The sequence below is a fragment of the Nonomuraea glycinis genome (genome assembly GCF_035920485.1).
GTDB classification, from domain to species: Bacteria; Actinomycetota; Actinomycetes; order Streptosporangiales; family Streptosporangiaceae; genus Nonomuraea; species Nonomuraea glycinis.
In genome coordinates, this window is sequence record NZ_CP109166.1 from 2,077,296 (window position 1) to 2,103,100 (window position 25,805).

Annotated in this window: 25 protein-coding genes; 9 read left to right on the top strand and 16 right to left on the bottom strand. The window is 72.2% G+C overall.

The window, feature by feature from the left end; genetic code table 11:
- Positions 1-29 precede the first annotated feature (29 nt).
- Positions 30-857 carry an SDR family NAD(P)-dependent oxidoreductase gene (locus OHA68_RS09645; RefSeq protein WP_189142566.1) on the top strand — a complete coding sequence of 276 codons (828 nt, stop codon included), beginning with the start codon at positions 30-32 and terminating at the stop codon, positions 855-857.
- Positions 858-861: 4 nt separating this feature from the next.
- Here OHA68_RS09645 and OHA68_RS09650 read toward each other — a convergent pair whose 3' ends face one another.
- Genes OHA68_RS09650 through OHA68_RS09675 form a run of 6 tightly spaced genes read right to left on the bottom strand, consistent with a single transcriptional unit; the run spans position 862 to position 7,130 of the window.
- Positions 862-2,325: an MmgE/PrpD family protein gene (locus tag OHA68_RS09650; protein ID WP_327107300.1), complete on the bottom strand. Its 1,464-nt coding sequence runs from the start codon at positions 2,323-2,325 to the stop codon at positions 862-864.
- 34 nt (positions 2,326-2,359) lie between these two features.
- Entirely contained in the window at positions 2,360-3,400 is a 1,041-nt protein-coding gene (locus OHA68_RS09655; RefSeq protein WP_327107301.1) for an LLM class flavin-dependent oxidoreductase, read from the bottom strand.
- Positions 3,397-4,248 carry an alpha/beta fold hydrolase gene (locus OHA68_RS09660; RefSeq protein ID WP_189142564.1) on the bottom strand — a complete coding sequence of 284 codons (852 nt, stop codon included), beginning with the start codon at positions 4,246-4,248 and terminating at the stop codon, positions 3,397-3,399. The genes OHA68_RS09655 and OHA68_RS09660 overlap by 4 nt, the downstream gene beginning before the upstream one ends.
- Positions 4,245-5,375, bottom strand: a complete 1,131-nt coding sequence (gene dmpG, locus OHA68_RS09665) for a 4-hydroxy-2-oxovalerate aldolase (RefSeq protein WP_327107302.1) — start codon at positions 5,373-5,375, stop codon at positions 4,245-4,247. Before dmpG ends, OHA68_RS09660 begins: the two co-directional genes overlap by 4 nt.
- Positions 5,372-6,331, bottom strand: a complete 960-nt coding sequence (locus tag OHA68_RS09670; protein ID WP_225277866.1) for an acetaldehyde dehydrogenase (acetylating) — start codon at positions 6,329-6,331, stop codon at positions 5,372-5,374. Before OHA68_RS09670 ends, dmpG begins: the two co-directional genes overlap by 4 nt.
- Positions 6,321-7,130 (bottom strand): 2-keto-4-pentenoate hydratase, encoded by an 810-nt coding sequence (locus OHA68_RS09675; protein WP_327107303.1) that lies wholly within the window; start codon positions 7,128-7,130, stop codon positions 6,321-6,323. The genes OHA68_RS09670 and OHA68_RS09675 overlap by 11 nt, the downstream gene beginning before the upstream one ends.
- Before the next feature lie 106 nt (positions 7,131-7,236).
- Here OHA68_RS09675 and OHA68_RS09680 point away from each other — a divergent pair, with 106 nt between their 5' ends.
- From OHA68_RS09680 to OHA68_RS09715, 8 genes are all read left to right on the top strand, one after another.
- Positions 7,237-7,983, top strand: coding sequence for an IclR family transcriptional regulator (locus OHA68_RS09680; protein WP_225277867.1), 747 nt, complete (start codon positions 7,237-7,239; stop codon positions 7,981-7,983).
- Between the two features lie 257 nt (positions 7,984-8,240).
- Complete coding sequence (locus OHA68_RS09685) at positions 8,241-9,095, top strand: ABC transporter ATP-binding protein (protein ID WP_189142561.1); 855 nt, start codon at positions 8,241-8,243, stop codon at positions 9,093-9,095.
- A gap of 43 nt (positions 9,096-9,138) precedes the next feature.
- Complete coding sequence (locus OHA68_RS09690) at positions 9,139-10,140, top strand: ABC transporter substrate-binding protein (RefSeq protein WP_327107305.1); 1,002 nt, start codon at positions 9,139-9,141, stop codon at positions 10,138-10,140.
- A gap of 60 nt (positions 10,141-10,200) precedes the next feature.
- Positions 10,201-11,052: an ABC transporter permease gene (locus OHA68_RS09695; protein WP_327107306.1), complete on the top strand. Its 852-nt coding sequence runs from the start codon at positions 10,201-10,203 to the stop codon at positions 11,050-11,052.
- Positions 11,049-11,810: an ABC transporter permease gene (locus tag OHA68_RS09700; protein WP_327107307.1), complete on the top strand. Its 762-nt coding sequence runs from the start codon at positions 11,049-11,051 to the stop codon at positions 11,808-11,810. Before OHA68_RS09695 ends, OHA68_RS09700 begins: the two co-directional genes overlap by 4 nt.
- Complete coding sequence (locus OHA68_RS09705; protein ID WP_327107308.1) at positions 11,807-12,808, top strand: asparaginase; 1,002 nt, start codon at positions 11,807-11,809, stop codon at positions 12,806-12,808. Before OHA68_RS09700 ends, OHA68_RS09705 begins: the two co-directional genes overlap by 4 nt.
- The gene (locus OHA68_RS09710; RefSeq protein ID WP_327107309.1) at positions 12,805-13,998 is read left to right on the top strand and encodes a multidrug effflux MFS transporter; all 1,194 of its coding nucleotides are present in this window, start codon (positions 12,805-12,807) and stop codon (positions 13,996-13,998) included. The genes OHA68_RS09705 and OHA68_RS09710 overlap by 4 nt, the downstream gene beginning before the upstream one ends.
- Before the next feature lie 78 nt (positions 13,999-14,076).
- Entirely contained in the window at positions 14,077-14,796 is a 720-nt protein-coding gene (locus OHA68_RS09715; RefSeq protein WP_327107310.1) for a TetR/AcrR family transcriptional regulator, read from the top strand.
- Between the two features lie 57 nt (positions 14,797-14,853).
- Here OHA68_RS09715 and OHA68_RS09720 read toward each other — a convergent pair whose 3' ends face one another.
- The 10 genes from OHA68_RS09720 to OHA68_RS09765 all read right to left on the bottom strand — a co-directional run bounded on the left by OHA68_RS09720 (position 14,854) and on the right by OHA68_RS09765 (position 25,780).
- The gene (locus OHA68_RS09720) at positions 14,854-15,786 is read right to left on the bottom strand and encodes a DODA-type extradiol aromatic ring-opening family dioxygenase (RefSeq protein WP_327107311.1); all 933 of its coding nucleotides are present in this window, start codon (positions 15,784-15,786) and stop codon (positions 14,854-14,856) included.
- Entirely contained in the window at positions 15,783-17,102 is a 1,320-nt protein-coding gene (locus OHA68_RS09725) for a M20 family metallopeptidase (RefSeq protein ID WP_327107312.1), read from the bottom strand. The genes OHA68_RS09720 and OHA68_RS09725 overlap by 4 nt, the downstream gene beginning before the upstream one ends.
- The gene (locus OHA68_RS09730) at positions 17,099-20,572 is read right to left on the bottom strand and encodes a molybdopterin cofactor-binding domain-containing protein (RefSeq protein ID WP_327107313.1); all 3,474 of its coding nucleotides are present in this window, start codon (positions 20,570-20,572) and stop codon (positions 17,099-17,101) included. The genes OHA68_RS09725 and OHA68_RS09730 overlap by 4 nt, the downstream gene beginning before the upstream one ends.
- A complete protein-coding gene (locus OHA68_RS09735; RefSeq protein ID WP_327107314.1) occupies positions 20,569-21,036 on the bottom strand; it encodes a (2Fe-2S)-binding protein in 468 nt (155 codons plus the stop codon). The genes OHA68_RS09730 and OHA68_RS09735 overlap by 4 nt, the downstream gene beginning before the upstream one ends.
- 1 nt (position 21,037) lies before the next feature.
- Positions 21,038-21,178 carry a hypothetical protein gene (locus tag OHA68_RS09740; RefSeq protein WP_327107315.1) on the bottom strand — a complete coding sequence of 47 codons (141 nt, stop codon included), beginning with the start codon at positions 21,176-21,178 and terminating at the stop codon, positions 21,038-21,040.
- 19 nt (positions 21,179-21,197) lie between these two features.
- Positions 21,198-22,007 (bottom strand): alpha/beta fold hydrolase, encoded by an 810-nt coding sequence (locus OHA68_RS09745; protein WP_327107316.1) that lies wholly within the window; start codon positions 22,005-22,007, stop codon positions 21,198-21,200.
- Positions 22,000-23,190: a Rieske 2Fe-2S domain-containing protein gene (locus OHA68_RS09750; RefSeq protein ID WP_327107317.1), complete on the bottom strand. Its 1,191-nt coding sequence runs from the start codon at positions 23,188-23,190 to the stop codon at positions 22,000-22,002. Before OHA68_RS09750 ends, OHA68_RS09745 begins: the two co-directional genes overlap by 8 nt.
- Before the next feature lie 87 nt (positions 23,191-23,277).
- On the bottom strand, positions 23,278-24,225 hold the full coding sequence (locus tag OHA68_RS09755; RefSeq protein WP_327107318.1) for a PDR/VanB family oxidoreductase: 948 nt from the start codon (positions 24,223-24,225) through the stop codon (positions 23,278-23,280).
- A gap of 50 nt (positions 24,226-24,275) precedes the next feature.
- Positions 24,276-25,067, bottom strand: a complete 792-nt coding sequence (locus tag OHA68_RS09760) for an alpha/beta fold hydrolase (RefSeq protein ID WP_327107319.1) — start codon at positions 25,065-25,067, stop codon at positions 24,276-24,278.
- Complete coding sequence (locus OHA68_RS09765) at positions 25,064-25,780, bottom strand: maleate cis-trans isomerase family protein (protein ID WP_327107320.1); 717 nt, start codon at positions 25,778-25,780, stop codon at positions 25,064-25,066. The genes OHA68_RS09760 and OHA68_RS09765 overlap by 4 nt, the downstream gene beginning before the upstream one ends.
- Positions 25,781-25,805: the final 25 nt, after the last annotated feature.

Sequence of the window (25,805 nt, forward strand, 5' to 3'; positions counted from 1 at the left end):
CCTCACCCCCAACCTGAAGGACGGCAATCATGGGAAAGCTGGACGGCAAGTCCGCCCTCGTCACGGGCGCCGGGCGGGGCATCGGCCGGAGCATCGCGCTGAAACTCGCGAGCGAAGGCGCCGGGGTCGTGGTGAACGACCTCGACGAGGCCCCCGCCCGCGAGGTGGTCGAGGAGATCCGCAAGAACGGCGGCACGGCGGTGCCGTTCCCCGGCAGCGTCACCGGTGACGGCTTCGCGCCGGCGTTCGTCGGCACCGCGGTGGACACCTTCGGCGGCGTCGACATCATCATCAACAACGCCGGCTACACCTGGGACAACGTGGTGCAGAAGATGACCGACGAGCAGTGGCACGCCATCGTCGATCTGCACCTGAAGGCGCCGTTCGACATCCTGCGCGCCGCCCAGCCGGTGATCAGCGCCGCAGTACGCAAGGAACGGGCGGACGGGCTCACCGTGCACCGCAAGGTCGTCAACATCTCCTCGGTCGCGGGGCTGTTCGGCAACGCCGGGCAGGCCAACTACTCGGCGGCCAAGGCCGGGATCGTGGGGCTGACCAAGACCCTCGCCAAGGAGTGGGGCCGCTACAACGTCAACGTCAACTGCGTCGCGTTCGGTTTCATCCAGACCCGGCTCACCGAGGCGGCGGCGGACGGCGACGCGTACATCGACGTCGAAGGGCGGCAGATCAAGGTCGGCGTCAACCCGCAACTGCTGGAGGCCCTCAACCGGGCCATCCCGCTGGGCCGCGCCGGCACGCCGGAGGAGGCCGCCGGCTCTGTCGTGATGCTCACCTACCCGGAGGCGGACTACGTCAGCGGGCAGGTGATCGTCACCGGCGGCGGCTTCGAGGGCTGACGACTCAGGCCCCCTGGCCAAGAAGGGCATCGTGCAGGTCACCCGGAGCGGGGTGAGTGTCCAGCCTCAGCCAGGGCCCGGGGTCCGCTCCACCGGTCAGCTTGGCGAACTTGGCGATCGTCGCATGGTCGCCGGACTTGGCGGTCGTCGCATGGTCGCCGGACTTGGCGGTCGTCGCATGGTCGTCGGACTTGGCGGTCGTCGCATGGTCGCCGGTCAGGTCGGCGGACTTGGCGGTCGTTCCATGGTCGTCGGTCAGGTCGTGGACGTCGTGGTGGAACTGCCGGCCGTCCTGGAGGGTCACGGTGATGCCCGCGGCCCAGTGGTCGGGGAGGTGGCGGTCCAGGGCGGGGTCGGCCTCCATGGTGATCTCGGGGTGGGGGCCCTCGCCCAGGTCGGCGGAACGGTAGAACCGTACGTCGTCGGCGCGGCCCCGGATGGCGGCGATCACGGCGAAGGCGGCGCTGGCGGCGGCCTCCGCCGGGCCGGGAGGCTGGGTCGAGGCGTTGACGAAACGCAGCAGTACGGCGGGCAGCCGCACCCGCACGGCCACCGCGTCCCCGAGCGGCACGCCCGCCGCGGCCAGTTGGGTGACCGCGGCCACGACCGCATGCAGCGGCCGGGCGCAGGGGTACGCCTTGAAGGCGCAGCGTTCCAGGTGGACGCCCTCACGCGCGCTCTCCGGCCCGGCGGCGCGGCCGAGCGCGGCGGTGGCGGGCCCGTCCAGCAGGGTCAGGCTGGCCCGCGCCCCGGCCCTGGCCAGGTAGGCGGCATCGACGCCGTCAGCGGCGGCGCGCCCGGCCAGCAGGTAGTGGCCCTCGCCGAACTCGTCGGCGGTGAGCAGGCCGCCCAGTCCGGCGGCGGCCAGCGCGAGGGCGGTCCGGGTGCGCTCCTCGTCCAGGCCGAGGACGCCGGCTGCGGCCGCCGCCGAGCCGAGCGCGCCGAACAGGGCGGTGGGCCACCAGGCGGTGTACAGCGCCGAGCCGCCGAATCGCAGCCCGGCCTCGACGACCGCCTCGTACCCGGCCAGCACCGCGTCCACCACAGCGGCCCCGTCGCGGCCCTCGCGGGCGGCGGTCAGCAGCGCGGCGGGCACCACGACGGCGGCGGGCACCACCGCGGCCTGCGGGTGGAAGCCGTCGAACTCGTCCACGTGCGCCAGCGTGGCCTCCACCAGCACAGCAGTGCGCAACGACCACTCGCCACCGGCCGCCGGCGAGAACAGTCCGCCAAGGAACCGCTCGCCGCCGCCCGCCGGTTTGCCAAGGAAGCGCTCGCCGCCGGCCGCCGGTGGGAACGGTTCGCCGAGGAACGTGGCCAGCGTGGCGGCCACCGGGTGGTCCGCGCCCGCCGCCACGCAGCCCATGGTGTCCAGGACGTGCAGGACGGCGAGCTCGCGGGCCCGGGGCGTGGCCGTCGCGGCGGCCAGGCGGGCTCGGTCGGACAGCTCGGTCAGGACCGTCCTCATCGCGACCATGACACCACTTCGGTCAGGACCGTACTCATCGCGACCACGACGCCACTTCGGGGAGGACCTCCTCGCCGACGACCTCGATCAGCTCGTGCGGCGGCCGGTAGGACCCCACATGCTGGAGGAAGACGCTGGTCGCCCCGGCCTCGTACGCGACCTTGAGCCGTTCGGCGATCTCCTTCGCGGTGCCGAACAGGCAGAACGCCTGGGCGAAGCGGAGGGCGTCCTCGTCGCTGACCCAGCGGCTCGCGACCTCGACGGCCAGGTCCCAGTCCTCGGCGTGCAGCAGATCGGGGTAGACCCCCTCGAACCGGTCGGGAACGTCCAGGGTGATGCCGGCCAGCGCGAGGAAGGGACCGCCGCCGTTGGCCGCCATCGCGGCGCAGACCGGTTTGAGCATCCGGGCGTCGGCCTCGATGTCATCGGTGACATGGCAGAACGCCGAGACGGTCAGCGGGAACCTGTCCATCGGGCGACCGGCCGCCTCGACGCCCTCCCGCACCCGCGCGATGGCGCTGGTGAGGGTCTCCAGCGACATCCCGCTGAGCAGGATCACCCCGTCCGCGATCTCCCCGGCCAGCCGCAGGTTACGCGGCCCGCTCGCGGCCAGGTGCAGCGGAACGGTTACGGGGTCGCGCAGCCGGGACCGTACCTGACCGTAGTCCCACTCGCGGCCGTCGAGCAGGGCGCGGAGCTGAGCCAGACGCTCGGCCAGCTCGACCCGGGTGGCCGCCTTCAGCCCGATCGGCGCGACCGAGCTGTTGCCCACGCCGACGCCGAGGGTCAGCCTGCCGGGGGCGAGCTCGGCCACGGTGCGGGCGGCGGAGGCGACCACCGAGGGGTGCCGGGTGGTCAGGTTCGTCACGGCGGTGCCGAGCCCGATCCGCTCGGTGCCGAGCGCGACCGCGGTGAGCACGCTGAACACCTCGCGCCAGAGCAACTGGGAGTCGGGCATCCAGACATCGTCGAAGCCGAGCTCCTCGGCCCGCCGGACCACCGTGACCAGGCGGTCGGCCCGGTCGCACGGCGGGACCCTGACGCCGATCCGCAGCCGCCCGGCGCCGGTGGTCACTGTCCCTCCCGCAGGAAGGCGAGGTTGAGCGCGTCGAACTTGGCGGCGTGCTCGTGCTGGGGCCAGTGGCCGCACTCGCCGAAGATCTCCAGGCGGGAGCCGGGGATGAGCTCGTTCATCCGGTGCGCCTCGGGCACGTCGCCGAACGGGTTCTGGGCGCCCCACACGATCAGTGTCGGCGCCGTGATGCGGCCCATCTGCTCGGCGGTGAGCAGGTCCTCCTCCCGGTTGGCGAGCTCCTGGAGGCACAGCAGGTTGTCCAGCCGCTTGACGAACTCGGGGCGGTGGTAGATCGCATGCCGTACCTGCACGAGCTCTTCGGAGACGTCCTTGGCGGGGTCGTGCATGAGCAGGTGCAGCCGCTTGCGGGTCAGGTCGATGTCGTCGGTGGTGACGGCCTGGCGGGTGCTGGTCTTGATCCGCTCCATCACGGCCGGGTTGGCGACGCTGCCGCCGGGGGCGACCAGGGTGAGGCGGCTCACCCGGTCGGGGTGGTCGGCGGCCAGCCGGGCGGCGACCCAGCCGCCCAGCGACTCGCCGACGAAGTGCGCCCGCTCCGCGCCGATCGCGTCCAGGTAGGCCAGCACGTGATCGACATACCGGGGGATACGGTACGGCTCGTCCACGCCGTCGGTGTAGCCGTGGCCCAGCATGTCGATGGCGTGGCAGGCGAAGTGCTCGGCGTGCGCGGGGAGGTTCCGGACGAACGCCTCCAGGTGGCCGCTGGTGCCGTGCAGGAACACCACCGGCTCGCCCGCCCCCGCCTGGAGCGCCCTGGTCCGGACACCCGCGGCGTCCACGAAGCGAACCGTGAACTCCAGGTCGGCTAGGTCGGTCCAGACAGTCATTTCGCGATCTCCATGCTCTCGTTGACGGCGTTCTCGTTGACGGTGGTCTCGGCGGTGGCGTTCTCGTTGGCAGGGTTCTCGGGGGTGGCGTTCGCGTCGGCGGCGTTCTCGGCGGCGTTCTCGGCGGCGGCCAGGTCCAGGGCGACGTCCACGATGAGGTCCTCCTGGCCGCCGACCAGCCGCCGCCGGCCGACCTCCACGAGGATGTCCCTGGTGTCCAGGCGATGCTCGGCGGCGGCGCGCTCGGCGTGCCGGAGGAAGCTGGAGTAGACGCCGGCGTAGCCGAGCGACAGGGTCTCCCGGTCCACCCGGACCGGACGGTCCTGGAGTGGGCGTACGAGGTCGTCGGCGGCGTCCATCAGGGCGAACACGTCGCAGCCGTGACGCCACCCGGTGAGCTCGGCGACCGCGATGAACGCCTCGATCGGGCAGTTGCCCGCGCCGGCGCCCTGCCCGGCCAGCGAGGCGTCCACCCGGATCGCGCCCGCCTCGACGGCGACGACCGAGTTGGCCACGCCCAGCCCCAGGTTGTGGTGGGCGTGGATGCCGATCTCGGTGCCCGGGTCGAGGACCTCGCGGTAGGCGTGCACGCGGTCGCGCACCCCGCTCATGGTGAGCCGGCCGCCGGAGTCGGTGACGTACACGCAGTGCGCGCCGTACGACTCCATCAGTTTGGCCTGCGCGGCCAGGTCGGCGGGCTCGGCCATGTGGGACATCATCAGGAATCCGGCCACGTCCATGCCGAGGTCGCGGGCGGCGGCGATGTGCTGGGCGGAGATGTCCGCCTCGGTGCAGTGGGTGGCCACCCGGACCGAGACGACGCCGAGGTCACGGGCGCGGCGCAGGTCGTCCACGGTGCCGATGCCGGGCAGCAGCAGGGTGGTCAGCCGGGCATTCTTGATCACCTCGCCGGCGGCGGCGAGCCAGTCCCAGTCGGTGTGCGCGCCGGGACCGTAGTTGAGGCTGCTGCCGCCCAGCCCGTCGCCGTGCGCCACCTCGATGGCGGCGACCCCGGCGGCGTCCAGGGCGGCGGCGATGTCGCGCACCTGGCCGAGGGTGTAGCGGTGCCGGATGGCGTGCATGCCGTCCCGCAGGGTGACGTCCTGGATGTAGAGCGGCTCGGTCATCGGGCCACCGCCGTCCCGGCGTGCGCGGCGACGCGCTCGCCGACCCGCAGCGCGGCCGAGGTCATGATGTCCAGGTTCCCGGCGTATTCCGGCAGGTAGTGGGCGGCGCCCGCGACTTCCAGGAAGACGGTCATCATCCACCGGTCGCCGGGCGGGGCGTCGGGGATGAGGGAGTTCTCCGCATCGTCCCGGCCGATCCGCCGGAACTGGACGCGCTGCTTGAGCCGGTAACCGGGGACGTACTCGGCCACCTCGGCCACCATCGCCGCCACCGAGGCCGCCACCGCGTCGGTGTCACAGTCGTCGAGCAGGCAGAACACGGTGTCCCGCATGATCATGGGCGGATCCGCCGGGTTCAGCACGATGATCGCCTTGCCCCGGTCGGCGCCGCCGACCCGCTCGATCGCCCGGGACGTCGTCTCGGTGAACTCGTCGATGTTGGCGCGGGTGCCGGGGCCGGCCGAGCGGGAGGAGATGGAGGCCACGATCTCGGCGTACCTGACCGGGGCGATCCTGGCCGCCGCGGCCACCACGGGGATGGTGGCCTGGCCGCCGCAGGTCACCATGTTGAGGTTGCGGGCGTCCAGGTGGGCGTCCAGGTTGACGACGGGCACCACGTACGGGCCGATGGCCGCGGGCGTGAGGTCGATGAGCCTGGCCCCGGTCGCCGCCAGGGCGGCGGCGTTGGCGACGTGGGCCCTGGCCGAGGTGGCGTCGAAGACGACGCCGATCTCGTCGGCGACGTCCAGTGCCAGCAGGCCCCGCACTCCGTCCGAGGTGGTGGTCACGCCCATCCTGCGGGCCCTGGCCAGGCCGTCGGAGTCGGGGTCGATGCCTACCATGGCGGCCATCTCCAGGGTGCGGGAGAGCCGGATCACCTTGATCATGAGGTCGGTGCCGATGTTCCCCGACCCGATGACCGCCACCTTGGTCTTGGCCTGCACGTCAGTCGTCACCGAGCGTCCCTCCGTTGATTCCGGTGAACTGAACGTCCACCACGCCCAGGCCGGTCAGCCGAGCGGTGAGCCGGTCACCCGGGCCGACGTCCACCATCGGGCCGAGCGCGCCGCTGAGCACGATCTCCCCGGCGCGCAGCGGCTCGCCGATGTCCCGCGCGGTCGCGGCCAGCCAGGCCAGCGCGTTGAGCGGGTCGCCCAGGCACGCCTCGCCCGTGCCGGTGGAGGCCGTCACGCCGTTGAGCTCCAGCTCCATCTGGACGCCGGGCAGGTCGAGCCCGTCGAGCGGGACGCGTTCCGAGCCGAGTGCGAACAGCGCGCTGGAGGCGTTGTCGGCGATGGTGTCCACGATCGTGATGTCCCAGTCGGTGATCCGGCTGTCCACGATCTCGATCGCGGCCAGCGCGTACGCGACGGCCTGGCGCGGGTCGACGCTCTCGTCGTCGAGGTCGCGGCCCAGGACGAAGGCCACCTCGGCCTCGGCGCGCGGCCGGAACAGGCCGCTGTGCTCGGCCGGGGTCCCGGCCGGGACGAGCATGTCGTCGAGCAGCGTGCCGAAGTCGGGCCGGTCCACCCCGAGCTGACGTTGCACGACCGGCGAGGTGAGCCCGATCTTGCGTCCGATCCTGCGCCGGCCGGCCGTGATCCGCTCGGCGATGTTCGCCGAGGCGACCGCGTAGGCGGCCTCGATGTCGGTCGTACCGAGCAGATCACGGACCGGTGCGCACGACCGGTGAGAGGTTACGGCCGACCGCAATCGAGCGGCGGCGGCCTCGCGGCCATCAGGTGGAACCAGCATGTGGTCAGCTTCCCGGAACGTTTTTTCTTGGACGGTGGGGTTGAATTTCCGCAGGTGAATAGACCATATTCAGCCTCATACATCCCGAAACAACAAGGAAGGTTCCGTGAGACGGAACGACGACACCTCGATGCTGGAGAAGGTGATGTTGATCCTCCAGACGTTCCGGACCGCCGGCGGGCCGCAGCGACTGGCGGACATCGCCCGCTCCACGCACCTTCCGAAGTCCACCGTGCACCGGCTGATCCAGCCGTTGCTCGACCTCAATCTGCTCCAGCGGGTGGACGGCGGGTTCGCGCTCGGGCTGGTCCTGTTCGAGCTGGGCGAGCTGGTGCCGGTCAAGTCCCAGCTCCGCCAGGCGGCGCTGCCGTTCATGCAGGACCTGTTCGCGGCGACGCACCAGACGGTGCATCTCGGCGTCAGGGACGGCTACGACGTGGTGTACGCGGAGAAGATCCACGGTCACGGCGGTGTCGACCTTCCGTCCCGTATCGGCGGGCGGCTCCCGCTGACCTGCACCGGCATCGGCAAGGCGCTGCTGGCCTTCGCGCTGCCCGAGGTGCTGGACGAGGTGCTCGGGCAGCCGTTGCGGCGGCTCACCCCACACTCGATCACCGACCTGGATTTACTGAAGGACGAGGTCAGCCGGGTCCAGACGGCGGGCGTGGCCTACGACCGGGAGGAAGCGGCGGTCGGCGGTTGCTGTGTGGCCGCGCCGGTGCTCGTGAGCGGGGTGGCGATCGCGGCCCTGTCGGTTTCGGTGCCGGTCGCGCAGTTCCAGCCGGCCCGGCTGGGGCCTGCCGTACGGACGGCGGCGCTGGGCCTTTCCCGCAAGCTCAACCGCTTGTGGTGAGCCGAATTTGAAAGTTCGCACTATATAACAGTCCGCACCGTTAGGCAGTCCGTTTCGGAGAACCCCTTGACACCTCATTCGTACTTCGTACGATACAAGGCAATAATCACCTGTACGCATCTGAGCGGCGGCCACGGCACCCGTCCCACCGCCCAGCGGCATCCACGAGCGAACGCCCCGGACAGAGGGTTACGGACGGTCACCCCGGATCCGTTCCCGCCTCCGGCGACCCGTCGCCTACCGAAGGGATGCCTCGCATGGCCACCGATTTCCCGCGTCTGACCGATCTCGCCGAACCAGGAGCCGTCGTGCCGCCGATCCTCAACGTGACCGAGCTGCGTAAGCGCTATCAGGCCGACGGCCCGCTGGTCTGCGATCGCCTCTCGTTCTCGGTGAACCAGGGCGACTTCGTCGCGATCATCGGCCCGTCGGGGTGCGGCAAGTCGACCCTGCTCCGGATGATCTGCGGGCTGCTGCCGCCGACCTCGGGCGAGGTGAGCCTGCGCGGGCAGCGGATCGACGCGCCGCCCCCCGAGATGGCCCTGGTCTTCCAGGACTACACCCGCTCGCTGTTCCCCTGGCTGACCGTCGAGCGCAATGTGAAGTTCCCGCTGGCCGAGCGCGGCGACATCACCAAGGCGGAGAAGGCCGAGCGGGTCGCCGAGGCGATCAAGACGGTCGGGCTCGCCGGGTTCGAGGACTACCACCCGGGAGAGCTCTCCGGCGGCATGCAGCAGCGCGTCGCCATCGCCCGGGCGCTGGCCTTCCGCCCGCAGATCCTGTTGCTCGACGAACCGTTCGCCTCGGTGGACGCCCTGACCAAGGAGGGCCTCGAAGACACCCTGCTCGCCGTGCGCGAGCGGTTCGCCGACTCGGGGATGACCATGCTGCTGGTCACCCACGACATCGACGAGGCCATCTACCTCGCCGACCGCATCCTGGTCCTGAGCAAGCCGCCGTGCCACGTGGCGGAGGAGCTCATGGTGGACCTGCCCCACCCGAAGAACCAGGTGAGCACCCGCGGCATGCCGGAATTCCAGAGGATTCGCGCCCGCATTCACGACGTCATGGGACTGTCCGCCCAGCGTGACGGCAGCCAACCCGCCGCGTGACCCATCCCCCCGCTTTTGCACTACCCCGAAAGGTACGAGTCACATGACGGCAACCAACGTAGTACGGAAACTCCTCGGCATGGCCGCCGTGTTCACCCTGGTCGGGAGCCTTGCCGCATGTGGCGGTGACGACTCCGCGACCACCGCCGCGACCGGCGGCCCCACCAAGATCACCATCTCCACGGTGGCCGCGGACTCCGGCGCCCAGGGCTTCCTGGCCAAGGAGAAGGGCTTCTTCACCGCCCAGGGCCTGGACGTGGACGTCAAGATCGTCGCGGGTGTGCCCGAGCTCGCCGCCGCCGTGCAGTCAGGCGGCTCGCAGTTTGCGCTGACCTCACCGGCTTCCATCGCCTCCGCCTCCGCCTCCGGCATCCCGTTCCGCATCGTCGCGGGCGGCCTGCTCTACACCAAGGAGAAGCCGGGCGTCTGGCTGATGATCGGTGACAAGGCCACCGACGTGAAAGAGCTCAAGGACCTGGGCGGCAAGTCGATCGCCACCAACGCGCTCAACACCCTGCCGCACCTGTCCACGCTGGCCGCGCTCGACGACGCGGGCGTGGACGTCAAGACGGTCAACTTCGTCACCCTGAACTTCCCGGCCATCGGCCAGGCTCTGGAGAGCGGCCAGGTTCCGGCCGGCGCGGTCGTCTCCCCCTTCTACGACCAGCAGGAAGCGGCCAAGATCGCACACCGGCTGGTCAGCCCGTACGACTCGGTCAACAACGGCAAGGACTTCCTGAACACCACGTGGTTCGCCAAGGAGGACTACATCGCGGACAACGCGGCGGTGGTGGAGAAGTTCCGGGCCGCCATGAAGGCCACCAACGCCTGGGCCAACGACCCCGCCAACGAGGCCGAGCGCAAGTCGATCCTGCAGAAGTACACCGAGCTCCCCGATGACGCGATCAACGCCCTGGAGCTCGCCCTGTACGGCGACGAGACGACCCCGGACCTGGTGCAGCCGCTGCTGGACGTGATGGTGCGCTTCGGCGCGCTCAAGGAGCCGATCAAGGCCGAGACCATCATCGCCGCCGACGGCAAGTAGGCACCTGTCCGCAGGCGCGCGGGGCCGCCGGCCACGGCGGCCCCTCAGGAAGGAAGATGCATGACGCTCCTCAAGGCGGAGGACCGAGCGCCAGGGGTCGGCGCGGCGGCGTCTCGGCGCACCGGCCGAGGACGCAGGACCCGCCCGCTGTTCAACGCGCGCGGCCTGGTGTTCGCCGCCGGGCTCCTGCTCCTGCTGGAGGCCCTGACCACCTGGGTCGTCAAGTCCGCGTACGTGCCCAGGCCCAGCCAGGTCGGGGCGGCGCTCTACACCGGGATCGTGAGCGGCGACCTGCTCGCCGACGCCGGGCAGACCCTCGCCACCTTCGGGGCCGGGCTGCTCATCGCCATCGTCGTGGCGGTGCCGGTCGGAGTGCTGCTCGGCGCCTCGGCGACCGCGTTCAACTCGGTCAAGCTGATCATCGAGTTCCTCCGGCCGCTGCCGTCGGTCGCGCTGATCCCGTTCGGCATCCTCATCCTGGGCGTGGGCGACACCACCACGATCGCGCTGACGGTGTACGCGGCGTCCTGGCCCATCTTGTTCAACACCTACTACGGCGTCCGCGACGCCGACCCGGTGGCCGTGGACACGGCGCGCAACTTCGGGCTCGGCCGCGCGGCCGTGCTGCGCCGGGTGCTGCTGCCCAGCGCGGCGGTCAACATCGCCGCGGGGGTGCGGATCAGCGGGGCCATCGCGCTCGTCCTGACCGTCACCGTGGAGATCATCACCAGCAGCGGCGGGCTCGGCTACGCCATCGTCCAGATGCAGACCGCGATCAGGAACGCCGACATGTACGCCGCCGTGTTCGCCGTGGGTCTGCTCGGCTACGCCATCAACGCGGCCGTGGCCGGGCTGGAGCGGAAGATCGTGTTCTGGAAGACCGACGCACGGGACGGAGGTGCGGGGCGATGACACGCCTGCGCGCGGTGGGACGATCGCTGCTGCCGATCGGCCTGCCGATTCTGCTGCTGGTGGGCTGGGAGATCGGCGGGCGCACCCTCGGCAACGTCTACCTGCCGCCGCTCAGCTCGGTGCTGGGCACGCTGCGCGAGGACTGGCTGTTCGAGCACACGCTCAGCGACCTGCTGCCGAGCCTGCAGCGGTTCGTCATCGGCTACCTGGCCGGGAGCGCGCTCGGCGTGGTGCTCGGCATCGCCATCGGCTCCTCCCGCCGGGTGGCCCAGTACATCGGGCCGACCCTGGAGTTCCTGCGCGCGCTGCCCGCCGTGGCCATCATCCCGGTCGCGGTCCTGGCCCTCGGGCTCGGCGACAGCATGCGGATCTCGGTGATCATGTTCGGGGTGCTGTTCCCGGTGCTGGTCAACACCACCACGGGCGCCCGCGACTGCCGCCAGGAGCGGATCGACGTGGCCCGCATGTACGGGCTGTCCCGGCTCGCGATCATCCGCCGGGTGGTCCTGCCCTCGGCGTTCCCGCTGATCTCGGCCGGGCTGCGGGTGGCGCTGCCGATCGCCCTGATCATGATGGTGGTCTCCGAACTGGTCGGCGGGCAGAACGGCGTCGGCTTCTACCTGCTGTCCAGCCAGTCGGTGTTCAACATCCCGGCCATGTTCGCCGCCCTGATCCTCCTCGGTGTGCTCGGGAACCTGGTCAACGCCGGGTACGCGCGGCTGGAGGACCGGTGGCTGAAATGGGCGAGGAACCTGTGAGCGAACCGCTCGGCCGGATCGCCCTGGTCGGCACCGGCGGCACGATCTCGGCCTGGTCGCCGGCCACGCTGGACCTCACCGGATACACCGAGGCCGAGGATCAGCGGCTGACGCTGGCCGAACTGGTGGCCGCCGTACCCGACCTGGAGCGGGTCGCCGAGGTGGTGCAGATCCCGGCCGAGGCGGGCCCGAGCCACGCGCTGGACCTGGCCGGGCTGCTCGGCGTAGCGGGCGAGGTGCGGCGGGCGCGCGAGCGGCCCGGCGTGCGCGGCGTGGTCGTCGCGCACGGCACCAACACCCTGGAGGAGCTGGCCTTCCTGCTCGACCTGGTGCTCGGGCCGGGCACGCCGGTGGTGCTCACCGCGGCGATGCGCCCGCTGTCCGCGCTGAGCGGCGACGGGCCGCTGAACCTGGTCAACGCGGCCAGGGTGGCGCTCTGCCCGGCCGCGGCCGGGCGCGGCGCACTGGTCGTGGTGGACGACGCGATCTGGTCGGCCCGCCGGGTCGCCAAGACCGGCACGGCCGGGACCGGCGCGTTCGGCGGGCTCGGCCCGCTCGGCGAGGTGGACCCTGGCGGCCAGGTGCGCTTCCGCTTCGCCGAGGAGCACTCCGCCCCCATCCTGCCGGTCACCGAGACAACCTCGGTCCCCCGGGTGGACGTGGTCGTCTCCTACCCGGGCGCGGACGGCGCGCTGATCGACGCGGCCGTGGCCGCCGGTGCCCGCGGCCTGGTCAGCGCGGGGACCGGGGCGGGGTTCCCGACCCCGGCCGAGGTTACGGCGCTGCGGCGCGCGGCCGAGGCGGGCGTGGTGGTCTGCCAGTCCTACCGGGGCGCGTCGGGCGGTGTCCGGCCCAGCGCCAGGCTGCGCGCCGACGGGTTCGTGGCCGGGCAGGACCTCTCGCCGTACAAGTGCCGGGTGCTGCTCGCCCTGGCCTTGGCCGCCGGCGCCGGCCGCGCCGGGATCCAGGACCTGTTCGACACGTTCGGCGGGAGATGAGAGCGAACCGGGGGATCGTCTTCACCCTCGGCGGTCTCGCCGCGATCAGCCCCCTCTCCGGTGACATGTACCTGGCGGCGTTCCCCGCGATCGCCACCGACCTGAACGCGTCCGTCACCCAGGTCCAGCTCACCCTGACCGCCTCGCTGCTCGGGCTGTCCTCCGGGCAGCTCGTCATCGGGCCGCTCTCCGACCTGTGGGGGCGGCGGCCTCCGCTGCTCACCGGGATCATCCTGTACGTGCTGGCCTCGCTCGGTTGCGCGTTCGCCGGCTCGATCGAGCTGCTGATCGGGTTGCGGTTCTGCCAGGGGTTCGCCGGGGCGGCGGCCGTCGTGCTGTCCCGGGCCATGGTCCGGGATCTCTACACCGGGACGGCCGCGGTCCGGGTGTTCTCGCAGATGATGGCCGTGTTCGGAGTGGCCCCCGTGATCGCGCCGGTGATCGGCAGCGCCCTGCTGACGGTCGGGAACTGGCGCGCGATCTTCCTGGTGCTGGCCGGGGCGGGAGCTCTCCAACTGCTCGCCGTGCTGACCACGCTGGGCGAGACGCTGCCGCCGGAGCGCCGCCAGTCCGGCGGGCTGCGGCGGATCCCCGGCCTGGTCCGCGCCGTCTTCAGCGACCCGCCGTTCCTCGGCGCCGCGCTGTCCTGCGGTTTCGCGTTCGGCGCGATGTTCGCCTACATCGCCGCCTCCCCCTTCCTGCTCCAGGAGGTGTACGGCGCGTCCCCCCTGGTCTACGGCGGGCTCTTCGCGGTCAACGCGGCCGGGCTGACCGCGATGACCCAGCTGAACAGCCGGCTGGCCGCCCGGATCCGGCCGGAGCGGCTGCTGCTCACCGGCATCGGCGCCCAGAGCGCGGCCGGCGTGGCCCTGCTCGGCGTGGCCGCGCTCGACCCCGGCCGGCACCTGGCCGCGCTGGCATTACCGCTGTTCGTGGTGATCTCGGCACTCGGGCTGGTCATGCCCAACGCCACCGCGCTCGCGCTGGCCCGCTTCCCGGGCTCGGCGGGCACCGCGTCCTCGGTCATGGGCGCCCTGCACTTCACCATCGGCGCGTTGATCGCGCCCCTGGCCGGGATCGGCACCGCCACGGCCGTGCCGTTCGCCGCGATGATCACCGCCATGTCGCTGGCCGGACTCACCGTCACACTGACCCTGGGACCGGTGCGCCTGCGGCGGACCAGAGCATGATCCTGCGCGGTCGCACTAAGTACGGTAGGTTGTATGCCACCCTTGTACGAGCACCGGGACGAGCTGAAGGAGAGAGCGATGACGGCTGCGCGCGCACCCCTGTCTCGGTCGGCCAAAGGCAGCCGGGTGGTCAACCGTGAGCAGATCATCGAGGCCGCGACCCGCCTCGCCGACGAGGAGAGCATAGACGCGCTGACCATCCGGCGGCTGGCCGCCGAGGTCGGCATCGGCGCCATGACGCTCTACAGCTACTTCCGCAACAAGGAGGAGATCCTCGACGGGATCGCCGACGACGTGCTGGGCGGGCTGGCCCTGCCGGGCGGCGGGGCGGAGAGCGAGCCACGGGAGGCGATGCGCGCCCTGGCCATCGCGCTGCTGACCATGATGCGCGAGCATCCGAGCATCGTCAGGCTGTTCACCACCCGGGTCACCATGAGCCGGGAGGCGATGCGCGGAGCGCTGGAGAACGCACTGGTCTACCTCCAGCGATCCGGCCTGCCCGGTGTCACCGCGGTGCAGGCGTACGGGCTGGTCATGCACTACACGCTGGGCTTCGCCAGCTACCAGGCGCCGCGCTCGTGGGGCGACCCGAGCCATCCCGAGGTGGAGGAGCTGCGGCGGCAGCGGGTGCACTTCTACTCCGGGCTGCCGCTGGCCGAGTTCCCGACCATGGTGTCGCTCGCCGACGAGATGACCTCGCTGCCGAGCGACGACCAGTTCATGTTCGGGCTGGACTGCCTGGTGGACGGGTTCCTGCACCGGCTGGGCCCCAGCGCCACACCGGGGCCCGCCGCCTGAGGCGACCGCTCAGACGAACGGCCGCTCAGACGAACAGCAGCTCAGACGACTTGCCGGTCAGGTGAGCGGCCGGATAGAGGCGACCGCCATGCCGGTGAGCCACTGCGGGACGGCGGCGTAGGCGTGCGTGATGCCCTCGGCCGGGCCGACCGCGGCGGCCATGGCGACCCAGGAGCGGATCTCCTGCGCCCCGTTGCCCGCCACCCGATCCACGTCGTCGGCCGACAGGCCGAGGAACTCGCTCAGGTCGCCCTTCTCCAGCGCGGCCAGGAAGCGGGCGTCGAAGTCCGGGTTGATGTCCGACTCGGCCGCCCGGATGATCTGCCGCCGCCTGACCTCGTACTCCTGCCAGGAGTCCCGGCCCTCCAGCCACGCCTCGACCAGGAACCGGTCGTCGTCGGAGAGCGCCCGGTACCACTTGGGCCAGGGCAGCCGGTGCGAGAGCCCGCCCGAGGCGATCACCGCGACCCGCTTGTCCTGTCCGTCCTCCCGTACGGCGCGGCCGATCGCGGCGCCGAGCGCGTCACAGCGGCGCAGTGAGGGCAGCGGCGGGGCGAACATGTTCACCACCACCGGCACGATCGGCACGTCCAGTCCCGGCACCAGATGCTGATAGCTGTGCGTGATGCCGTGGTCCACCTGCATGCGCAGCGAGAACGCGGGGTCGAAGTCCTCGCTGAGGGTGTCCACCAGGGTCCGGGCCAGCGCGGTGTCGGCGGGCAGCCGGCCCTTGGGCGTGTCGGCCTCGCCCGCGCCGATCACCTCGCCGACGCCCACGGTGAAGGCCGGCATCAGGTCGAGGAACATGCCCCTGAAGTGGTTGGAGCCGATGATGATCACCGTGTCGGGCCTGGCCTCGGCCAGCACGTCCCTGGCCGCTTCCAGGCCGGCCCGGAAGCGGAGCGCGCCGGGGTCCTCGGCGACCTCGTCCCAGTGGGTGTTCATGAGCGTGCTGTGTGACGCGCCGATTCCGGCGACGATCGTGCTCATCGAGAGTTCTCCAGCTCCTGTCGGGTTCTCGTGCAGGTGGTGACCACGGTGTGGATGAGCGTCCTGGTGAGCTTCTCCAACTCCCGGACGTCGACCACGTTCATCCCCATCGGGAAGTCCACCGGAAGCGGTGCGCCCTCGCCCGCCCTGGCCATGCCGACGCGGGCGGTGGAGAGCCCGCGGGCGCGCAGGATGTTCGCGTCGGTGGCCCCGCTGTTGGCGGTGATCGGCTCGTGCGGCCTGCCCTCCACGTCCTCCCAGGCGGCCACGGCGGCGCGGACGATCCAGTCGTCCTGCGGGGTGGCGGTGCCGGGGATGGCGAGGATCATCCTGGACTCGGCGGTCACCCCGGGGTTCTCGGCCAGAATGCCGTCCAGGGCCGCCTGGAACTCCCGCTTCACCGACATCGGGTCCTGGTCAGGACCGAGCCGCAGGTCCACCAGCAGCCGGCACTCGGCGGGCGACAGCGAGGGGGTGCGCGTCCAGCCACCCTCGATCGCGCCGATGTTGCCCTGCGGCGCGACCAGCCCCCGGGTGTGCGCGGCGGCGTAGCGCTCGAAGAACCGGTCGAGCCCCGCCGCCACCACCCCGGCGTCGACGATGGCGTTGCGGTAGGCCATGCGGTGCCTGCTGCCGACGTAGCTGTAGGTGCCTCGGACGACGACCTCGAACCAGCACAGGCCGACCTCCTCCCAGTGCACCGCCCAGCCGGGCTTGGCGATCAGTGCGTGGTCGGCCCAGACGCCCTGTTCCAGCATGAACGAGCACCCGCTGCCCTGGCCCGCGTTGTGCCTGGCGGCCCCCGGACGCCGGTTGGTCGGCATGCCGCCCGCGCCCAGGCCGACTATCACGTCGCCGCGCAACGGCACCCCGGCGGCGCGCACCGCCGAGGCGGCGGCGATCAGGGCCGCGCCGTGGCCCTTGGGGTTGCTCGCGCCCAGGCCCACCACATAGTCGCCCTCGATCAGCCCCTCGGCGCGCATGTCCCGGCGCAGCTCCGTCCCGGCCCAGGGCAGGTCCTCCTCCTCGGTGCCGACGGTGAGGGTGTCGATCGGGGCATAGAGCAGCAGGTCAGCACCGGTGCCGTCGCCGCGCAGCCGCCCGACGGCGTTGCCCTGCTCGGCGTCCATCGGCTGGTAGAACCCGGCCAGCCCGCGCCCGGCCATCTCCTCGGCCAGCCACCGCGCCAGCTCACCCTCCTGACCGGTGGGGCTGGGGATGCTCGTCATCGAGGCGATCAGGTCCCGCAGGTCGATCCGCTCCACCTGGGCGCGGGCGGCCTGGATCCACTGCTGTTCCTGTTCCGAGATGATCATCGTTCTGCTCCCTTGCCGGTCGAGAGGTGTTCGGCCGCGTGCTCGACCAGACCGGCCGCGGCGTCGAGTTTCCAGACGTTGCCGGGCAGCGGGTCCGCGTGCCGGTCGAGTTCCGCGTCCACCAAGCGGCGCAGCGTGGCCAGGTCCGGGGTCGTTCCCTCTACGGCGCGTTCGACCGCGGTGAGCCGCCACGGGGTGGGCGCGACCGCGCCCAGGACCAGGCGCACGTCCGACCACGCCCCCCGCTCGTCGACGGCCGCGGTGAGCGCGGCCGAGGCGGTGGCGAAGTCGCCGGAGTAGAGGGCGAGCTTCTCGAACGAGCCCTGCCGGCGCAGTGCGGCGGCCGGGACGCGGATCAGCGCCACCACGTCCGCCGGGCCGAGCACGGTCTCGCCCGGCCCGGTGTAGAACTCCGCCAGCGGCACCGTGGTCCGGCCTGCCGGACCGACGATCTCCACCTCGGCGTCGTACGCGGTCAGCACGGTCGCCAGATCGGAGGGCGTGACCGCCTGGCACCGGTGCGCCCCGGCCGCCGCGTGCTGGAAGCGGTGGTCGCCGAGCACCGCGTAGCAGGGGCTCAACGCCCCGTTGCGCTTGTAGCAGGGGAACCCGTTGCGGAAGAACCAGCACCGCTTGGCCTGGACCAGGTTCCCCGCCACCGTCGCGGCGTTGCGGATCTGCGGGGAGGCGATGCTCGCCACCGCCGCCGCGATGGCCGGAGCCAGCCGCTCGGTCGCCTCGGCCAGCTCGGCCAGCGTCACCGCCGTACCGATCTCCAGCCCGAAGCCGTCGCCGTCGGCGTCGCCGTAGCGGCGCAGTACGCGGAGCTCGGGGGCATCGGCCTCGGCCCCGGCGTCGGCCCCGGCATTGGCGTCGGCGTAGCGGCGCAGTACGCGGAGCTCGGGGGCGTCGCCGACGGAGACCAGCCGGGCCGGTCTGGCGGGGCGCAACCGGGCCTCGGTGAGGACGTCGGTGCCGCCGCCGAGCAGGACGGCGTCACCGGTGAGCGCGGCGGAAGCCTCCTTCGCCCCGGCCGCGACGACCAGCTCCTCCGGCTGCGGCTCCGCGTCGGGTCCTGGCCCGACGCCGGGCCCGAACCGGACACCCCAGCGGTGCAGCGCGTGGTGCAGCCCACGCGGGTAGGCCCAGCGGACCAGGGCGATCCACCAGCGGTCCGGGCGGCGCCAGATCCGGAATTTCCGGACCCGGCCCTCCTGCCTGGCCAGCTCATCAATGATCTTGTCCGGGGTGGCGGGCAGCTCGCGCACGCGTACGCCGACCGCGTCGTAGATGGCGTTCACGACCGCCGCACCCGGCGGAATGATCGACATCTCCCCGACGCTCTTGGCCCCGTACGGCCCCGCCGGATCGTCCCCTTCGACGATGACCGGCCGGATCCGCGGCAGGTCGGCGGCCCGTGGCAGGGCGTAGTTGACGTAGGCGGCGTTCACCACCCGCCCGCCCTCCCTGACCACTTCCTCGCCCAGCGCCGCGCCCAGGCCCATCGCGGCGCCGCCCGCGATCTGGCCCTCCACCATGGTCGGGTTGATCGCCCGGCCCACATCGTGCGCGGCGACGTAGTCGACCACGCTGACCTTGCCGGTACGGCGGTCCACGTGCACCTCCGCCCCGTGCGCGGCGAACGCGTACGTGGGCGACAGGTTGGCGGTGTCCCGGTCCGGGGTGAGCATCTCGGTACCCTCAAGGAGGTAACTGGTCTCGTGGCTGAGCACCCCGTCGACACTGTCGGGGCTGAGCCGTACCAGGTCACCGAGGGGGACGGAGCTGTCGCCGCGGACGGCCTGGCCGTCGCGCAGCTCGATCCGGCCCTCGCCGAGCTTGTCGGCGGCGAGGGTCCTGAGCCGGTCGGCCAGCTCCCTGGCGGCCTGCCCGACCGAGGAGCCGGTCATGTGGGTGCCCCGGGAGGACCAGGCGCCCAGCTCGAACGGCGTGTGCTCGCCGTCCATCGAGAGCACCTCCACCCGGTCCAGCGGGACGCCCAGCTCGTGCGCGGCCACCTGGGCGAGGATGGTGCGCTGCCCGGTCCCCGCGTCGGCCCCGCCGAAGCGGACCCGGGCGCTGCCGTCCTCGAACAGGTCGATGGCCGCGTCGCTCCGGTTGGCGAACTCGTAGGCGTACGCGCCGCTGCCGTGCATGCCGACCGCCGCGCCGAGGCCGTGGCCCGCGGGCCGCTCGCGCCTGCGGGCGTCCCAGTCCAGGCCGTCGCGGACCGCTTCCAGGCAGGGTCCCAGCCGGTTGGTGGTCACCTCGTATCCGCAGAGCGTCGTGCTCCACTCCGCGCCCAGGTTGCGCAGCCGCAGCTCGATCGGGTCGACGCCGAGCCGCTCGGCCAGCTCGTCCACCTGGCTCTCCACCGCGAGCGAGACCTGGGGGGTGCCGTAGCCACGGAACTGGCCGCCGGCCTGCGTGGCGGTGTCCACCAGCCGGGCGTCGAAGCGCACCCCGTCGGGCCGGTACATCGAGCCGAGGGTGATGACACCGACCCGGAGCACCGAGGAGCCCATGTGGTTGTAGGCGCCGTTGTCCACGTCGATGTCGGCCTCGAACAGGCTGATGCGCCCGTCGGCGTCGGCGGAGGTGCGCAGCCGGGTCTCGAACCGGTGCCGGGGCTTGTTCGCGGCGAACTCCTCCTCGCGGCTGAGTTCGAGCAGCACGGGCCGGCCGGACTTGCGGGCCAGCGCGGCGGCGAGCACCTCGTGCTCGGAGATCTTGGACTTGGCGCCGAACCCGCCGCCGACCGCGACCTCCCGGCAGATCACCTGGTCGCGGGAGAGCCCGAGCAGGCCCGCGACCTCCTTGACGATGAACCAGGGCGCCTGGGTCGAGGTCCACAGTTCGAGCAGTTCGCGCTCGGCGTCCCAGGCGGCGAGCGTCGTGTTGGGCTCCATCACCGCGTGCGAGACGCTGGGGTAGACGAACGCGCCGGTCACGGTGTGCGCGGCGGCGGCCTGGCCGGCCGGCACGTCGCCCCAGTCGGCGGCCCAGCGGACGCTGACGTTGCGCAGGCCGGTGGTGCGCCGGTGCAGCTCACGGGCTCCGGGGGCGCGCGCCTCGGCGATCGTCAGGGGAGCCCGCCTGGGCCGGTAGCGCACGCGGATCGCCCGGCAGGCGGCCTCGGCCTGCTCGCGCGTGTCGGCGGCGACCGCGGCGACCTCCTGGCCGACGTTGCGCACCACGTCCCCGGCCAGCGGCGGCCGGTCCGAGAGAGGGCCGCCCCGGTGCTGGTAGAGCGCGCCGGGCGGGAAGTCCGCGTGGGTGATGACGGCGCGCACGCCGGGCATCCGCTCGGCCCGGCCGGTGTCGATCGAGGCGATCAGCGCGTACGGGTGCGGCGAGCGCAGCACGGCGGCGTGCAGGTGGGCGGGCTCGGACAGGTCGGCGGTGTAGTCCACCAGGCCGAGGCTGCGCAGCCGCCAGTCGATCGGCCTGGCCCGCTCGCCGATGCTCATGTCCTCGCCTCCGCGACCGCGCACACCGCGTCCACCAGGCCGTTGTAGCCGGTGCAGCGGCAGATGTTGCCGCTCAGCCGCCGCCGGACGTAGGGCTCCAGCTCCGCGCCGCCGGGGACCGGGCCGCGCAGGACGGCGACCGCGTGCACGAGCTGCCCCGCGGTGCAGAAACCGCACTGGAAGGCCCCGTGGTCGGCGAACGCTTCTTGCAGGTCACGTGCCTCCTCGCCCAGCCCTTCCGCGGTGACCACCTCGCGGCCGACCAGCCGGGCCGGGGTGACGCACGCCATCCGGGGCACGCCGCCGACCAGCACCGTGCAGGCGCCGCATTCGCCGCGCTCGCAGGCGAGCTTCACCGAGGTGCAGCGCAGTTGCTCGCGCAGCACCCGGGCCAGCGAGGTGCGCGCGTCCGCCCGCACGGTGACGCGCTCGCCGTTGACCACCAGGTCGGTCGTGCCGGTCATGTCAGCCCTTCCGCTGCGTGCGCACGGTGGTGCCGGTGGTGCGGATCAGCAGCACGTCCAGGCGGCGGCGGACCGGGGGGATGAGCAGGGCCGCTGTCGTCGCGAGCAGCACGGTGGCGGTAACGCCCAGAACACGGCGCATGAGATCTCCATTCACAGGGTCATCGGTCGAGAAAGGCCCGCACGGCCGCCGCGTAGGCGCGGGGCCGCTCCTGCTGCGGGTGGTGCGAGGTCCGGGCCAGCACGTGCAGGTCGGCGCGGGGCAGCAGCCGGGTCAGACCCAGCGCGTACGACGGCCCGGCGAACGGGTCGCCCGCCCCCCACAGCAGCAGCACCGGCCGGTCCACCCGGGGCAGCAGCCCGGCCAGGTCCTCCGGTGCTCCCCGGGCGGCGGTGTCGGTGGCCACCGCCAGATACTCGGGGCGCACACTGGCGCGGTACCTGGCCCGTACGGTCTCCGCCGGAACGCGGGCCCGGTCGTGAAACTCGTGCGCGCCGATCAGCTCGGCCATCTTCGCCTCGGACGGGCCGTCGCCGCCGTAGTAGGCGTCCCTGATGGCCGGGCCGGTGACGCCGCCGTCCGGCGGGGTGGGCGCGCTCCCGGTGGCGACGATCCGGCCGACCCGGTTCGGGGCGAGCGCGGCCAGGCGCAGCGCCACGGAACCGCCGAAGGACTGGCAGACCAGGTCCACCTCGGCCAGGCCGAGGCGGTCGAGCACGGCCAGCACCTGCCCGGCGTGGTAGCCGAACACCGGTTCGCCGATCACCGGCACCGGCGACTCGCCGAACTGCGGCAGGTCCAGGAAGATCAACCGGCGTCCTGGGGCCAGCGCCTCCGCCACGGGGGCGAAGTCGGTCCAGGCCGCGCAGCCGGGACCGCCGCCGTGCAGGACCAGGGTCGGCCGTCCCGCGCCGAGCTCCCGGTAGGCGAGGTCGAGCCCGGCGGCGGCGACCCGGCGAAGCTCAGGCACTCGGGGATCCGGAGGCGGGGTCGTAGGGCTGCGGCTTGGGACGGGCCTTCTCGATCAGCCGCCGCCAGCCGGTGATGGACAGGTCCGGCCGGTAGAGCTTCTCCGGCGGGGCGTCCATCACGTCCACCATCCAGGCGTCCTGGGCGGTGAACTGGCCGTGGAAGAGCCACCGGATGGCGCTCAGATACTTGAGCTTGAACAGCAGCCCCTTCGCGCCGCTCTCGAACCTGACCATCATCTGGACGTATCTCACCGTGTCCGCGTCGACCGGGACGTACCACTCGTAGTGGATGAAGTGCGGGTAGGCGACGCGGAGCAGGCCGGGCAGCCGGATCGACACGAAGCCGGGAATGTCCAGCCCGGCGATCACCGGGTTGACGTTCTTGCCCTTGCCCGGCGCGTCGGGCAGCGGCATGCGCTTCCACCAGCGCTTGTTGCTCCAGGTGCCCAGCCCGGGGTAGTCGGCCTCCCAGTGGACCTCGTCCTGGACCCGGATCAGCCAGGGACCGACCTCGGCCACCCGGGTCTTGTTCCAGGCGGGCATCACCTTGAACAGCCGCCACAGCGCGGTGTTGTGCAGGTATTTGGCGTGGCCCTCGTCGAAGCCGTTCTCGGCGGCGAACCGCCAGTTGCCCGCCCGCAGGTCGATCTTGCCGCCCATCACGTGGTCGTTGTCCAGCAGCTCGGCGGGGATGTCCTGCTCGATCGGGTGCGGCTCACCGTCGCCGACGTAGATCCAGACCAGTCCGAGCCGCTGCTCGACCGGGTAGGTCTTGACCGAGAGCCGGCCGCAGATCGGCGACTCGGGGCCGTCGGTCAGCACGGCCGAGAGGTTGCCGCTCTCCAGGTCGAAGGTCCAGCCGTGGTAGGCGCAGCTCACCGTGCCGGGGAACTCGCGGCGGCCGTGGGACAGCGGGACACCCCGGTGCGGGCAGCGGTCCTTGAGCGCGTAGATCTTGTCCCCCTCGCGGGCGACCATGATCTTCTCGCCGAGCAGCGTCACCGCCTGCGGCTTGTCGCCGATGTCGCGCTCCCACACCACCGGGTACCAGTAGTTGCGGAAGCCCAGGGTGGCCGCGTTGTAGGTGGGCCACTGGGTCCAGTCCTCGCCTGGGCTCGGACGGGTCGTGGACCGCGCCGGCGGTTTGGCCGGAGCGCGCCTCTCCGCATGCTGATCAGTCACGGCTCTTCCTCTCTGATTCTGGTCGCACCGGAACCATCATCGTCCGGTACACAGTACGGTCTACTGCACGAAGGTCAACAGCCCAGGTCACGCGTCGACCACCAAGCGGTCCCCGCGAGCCCGGGAGACGCACAGCAGCACGGTGTTCCCGGACTCCTGATCGGCGGGCGAGAGCACCCAGTCGCGGTGGTCGGGAACGCCGTCCAGCACCTTGACCTCGCAGGTCCCGCAGATGCCTTCGCGACAGGCGCTGGAGACGAACACCCCGGCCTCTTCGAGCACGTCCACGGCGCTCTCCCCGGGCGGCACCGTGACGGTCACCCCCGAGCTCTCGCAGACCAGCTCGAACGGCTGGTCATCGCCTTCGGCCACGAACTCCTTGGCCCGGAAGCGCTCCAGGTGCAGCGTCCCCTCGGGCCATCCGGCCGAACGCTCCTCGACCGCGTCGAGCAGGCCGCCGGGTCCGCAGCAGTAGACGGCGGTGCCCGCGGGCAGGTCGGCGAGCAGGCCGTCCAGGTCGAGCAGACCGCACTCGTCCTGCGGCAGCACGCTCACCCGGTCGCCGTACCCGGCCAGTTCGCCGAGGAAGGCGAGCGAGGAGCGGGACCTGCCGCCGTAGGCCAGCGCCCACTCGGCGCCCTGGGCCTCGGCCCTGGCCACCATCGCCAGGATCGGCGTGATCCCGATGCCCCCGGCGACGAACAGGTACCGCTCGGCGGGTTCGAGCGCGAAGTGGTTGCGCGGGCCCCGCACGGTCACCTGGTCCCCCGGGCGCAGCCCGGTGTGCACATACTGCGAGCCGCCCCGGCTCTCCGGCTCGTGCAGCACCGCGATCCGGTAACCGGTCCGGTCCGCCGGGTCGCCGCAGAGCGAGAACTGGCGGGTGAGCCCCGGCAGCTCCACATCGATGTGCGCCCCGGGCTCCCAGGCCGGCAGCTCGCCACCGGGGTCCTCGAGCGTCACGGAAAGCACGCCTTCCGACTCCCAGCGCATCGCGCGGACCAGCAAGACGAGCTCGGCGTCGACTCCGGCCATAATCCCTCCCTCACCTGTGCGAACACAGTACCGTACATAGTACGAGGCGGCTAGCCGTGAGTTTCGCCGACGAAGTCCAGCACGGCGCGGGCGAACTCCTCGGGGCGCTGCTCCGGCAGCGGCACCCCGGCCTCCGCCACCACGAGCGAGCGGCAGCCGAGCCGCTCGGTCAGCGCCGGCACGTCGGGCAGCGAGTGCCCGTCGAGCGCGCCGCAGACCACCAGGGCGGGCGAGCGCACCAGCGGCAGCCGCTCCTCCATCCGGTACTCGTTGACCCGGACGTGCCCCTCCTCCACCCGGTCCACCACCTCAAGGGCGTCGGCCACGAACCTGGTCAGCAGCGGCTCCTCGCCCTGCCGGTAGAAGTCCCGGCGCCGGCCCCACAGCTCGGTCAGGTGGCCGCCGTCCGGACGCGGGAGCACATGGTCGATCGGCGAGCCGGCCCGCACCCGCCGCCGCCTGGCCTCGTCCACGTACGGCATGCCGGAGAGCACCAGCGCGCGTACCCGCTCCGGCGACCTGGCGGCCACCTCGACGGCGACGACCGCGCCGGTGTGGTGCCCGACCAGGGAGACCTCGGCCAGGCCGAGCGCGTCCAGCAGCGCCTCCACCCCGTCCGCGAACAGCTCGATCGACCACGGCCGCGTCACCCGCGCCGACTGGCCGAAGCCGAGCGTGTCCATGGCGATCGCCCGGACCTCGCGACCGGCGATCGGCAGGACGGCGGCGTACTCGCGCCAGGAGCGCGGCGTCTGGTGCAGGAACAGCACCGGCCGCCCCGTACCGCACTCGGCCAGGTGCAGCTGGCCGAACCTGGTGTCCACATATGATCTGCGGATCATCCGAAGACTCCGTTCAGAAGAGCGCCGAATCCGGCCGGTCGGTCCTGGACCCCGGTCATGCGCAGGCAGCGCCAGAGCAGGGCCTGGTTGCTGGCGATCACCGGGCGGCCGAACTCCCGCTCGATGTCGGCCAGGACCGGGGCGACCCGGATGCCCGCGCAACTGATCAGCAGCCCGTCCGCCTGCTGCAGCGCGGGGTCGCGGGCCAGCCGCCGCCAGACCTCGGGGTCCCGCTCGGCCTGCTCGACCGGCGTCCGGCAGGGCAGCGTGGCCGTACCGGCCACTTCCAGCCCCTGAGCGCGCAGGAACGCGACCTCCGCCGCCGTGACCTCCTCCTCGTACGGCGTGAGCAGCGCCACCCTGCGTATCCCGGCGGCGGCGAGAGCTTCGAGCACCGCCTCGATCGTGGTGGTGGCGGCGATGCCGGTGGCGGCGCGCACGCGGGAGTTCACCGCGTCGGGCCCGGCCAGCATGGTGGCCGCCGTGCAGTTCACCGCGATGAGGTCCACCTCGGCGTCGGCCAGGAGTCGGCTGTGCGCCTCCAGGTCGTCGAACAGAGCGAGGTCGTCCGCGAGCCCGGTCCGGCGGAAGGGCATCCGGGTGGTGACGAACTGGACGCCGTCCGGCGCCATCCGCTGTATCTCGTAGTCGCACAGGCCCCCGGAGGGATACAGGTGCCCGATCCGCGCCAGGGTGCCGAAACCAATACTCATGCGCGCACGGTACATCGTACGATAC

Coding starts and splice junctions, on each gene's coding strand:
- OHA68_RS09645 (WP_189142566.1), top strand. CDS start 30: ATGGGAAAGCTGGACGGCAAGTCCGCCCTCGTCACGGGCGCCGGGCGG.
- OHA68_RS09650 (WP_327107300.1), bottom strand. CDS start 2,325: ATGAGGACGGTCCTGACCGAGCTGTCCGACCGAGCCCGCCTGGCCGCC.
- OHA68_RS09660 (WP_189142564.1), bottom strand. CDS start 4,248: ATGACTGTCTGGACCGACCTAGCCGACCTGGAGTTCACGGTTCGCTTC.
- dmpG (WP_327107302.1), bottom strand. CDS start 5,375: ATGACCGAGCCGCTCTACATCCAGGACGTCACCCTGCGGGACGGCATG.
- OHA68_RS09675 (WP_327107303.1), bottom strand. CDS start 7,130: ATGCTGGTTCCACCTGATGGCCGCGAGGCCGCCGCCGCTCGATTGCGG.
- OHA68_RS09685 (WP_189142561.1), top strand. CDS start 8,241: ATGGCCACCGATTTCCCGCGTCTGACCGATCTCGCCGAACCAGGAGCC.
- OHA68_RS09690 (WP_327107305.1), top strand. CDS start 9,139: ATGACGGCAACCAACGTAGTACGGAAACTCCTCGGCATGGCCGCCGTG.
- OHA68_RS09695 (WP_327107306.1), top strand. CDS start 10,201: ATGACGCTCCTCAAGGCGGAGGACCGAGCGCCAGGGGTCGGCGCGGCG.
- OHA68_RS09700 (WP_327107307.1), top strand. CDS start 11,049: ATGACACGCCTGCGCGCGGTGGGACGATCGCTGCTGCCGATCGGCCTG.
- OHA68_RS09710 (WP_327107309.1), top strand. CDS start 12,805: ATGAGAGCGAACCGGGGGATCGTCTTCACCCTCGGCGGTCTCGCCGCG.
- OHA68_RS09715 (WP_327107310.1), top strand. CDS start 14,077: ATGACGGCTGCGCGCGCACCCCTGTCTCGGTCGGCCAAAGGCAGCCGG.
- OHA68_RS09720 (WP_327107311.1), bottom strand. CDS start 15,786: ATGAGCACGATCGTCGCCGGAATCGGCGCGTCACACAGCACGCTCATG.
- OHA68_RS09725 (WP_327107312.1), bottom strand. CDS start 17,102: ATGATCATCTCGGAACAGGAACAGCAGTGGATCCAGGCCGCCCGCGCC.
- OHA68_RS09730 (WP_327107313.1), bottom strand. CDS start 20,572: ATGAGCATCGGCGAGCGGGCCAGGCCGATCGACTGGCGGCTGCGCAGC.
- OHA68_RS09735 (WP_327107314.1), bottom strand. CDS start 21,036: ATGACCGGCACGACCGACCTGGTGGTCAACGGCGAGCGCGTCACCGTG.
- OHA68_RS09740 (WP_327107315.1), bottom strand. CDS start 21,178: ATGCGCCGTGTTCTGGGCGTTACCGCCACCGTGCTGCTCGCGACGACA.
- OHA68_RS09755 (WP_327107318.1), bottom strand. CDS start 24,225: ATGGCCGGAGTCGACGCCGAGCTCGTCTTGCTGGTCCGCGCGATGCGC.
- OHA68_RS09760 (WP_327107319.1), bottom strand. CDS start 25,067: ATGATCCGCAGATCATATGTGGACACCAGGTTCGGCCAGCTGCACCTG.
- OHA68_RS09765 (WP_327107320.1), bottom strand. CDS start 25,780: ATGAGTATTGGTTTCGGCACCCTGGCGCGGATCGGGCACCTGTATCCC.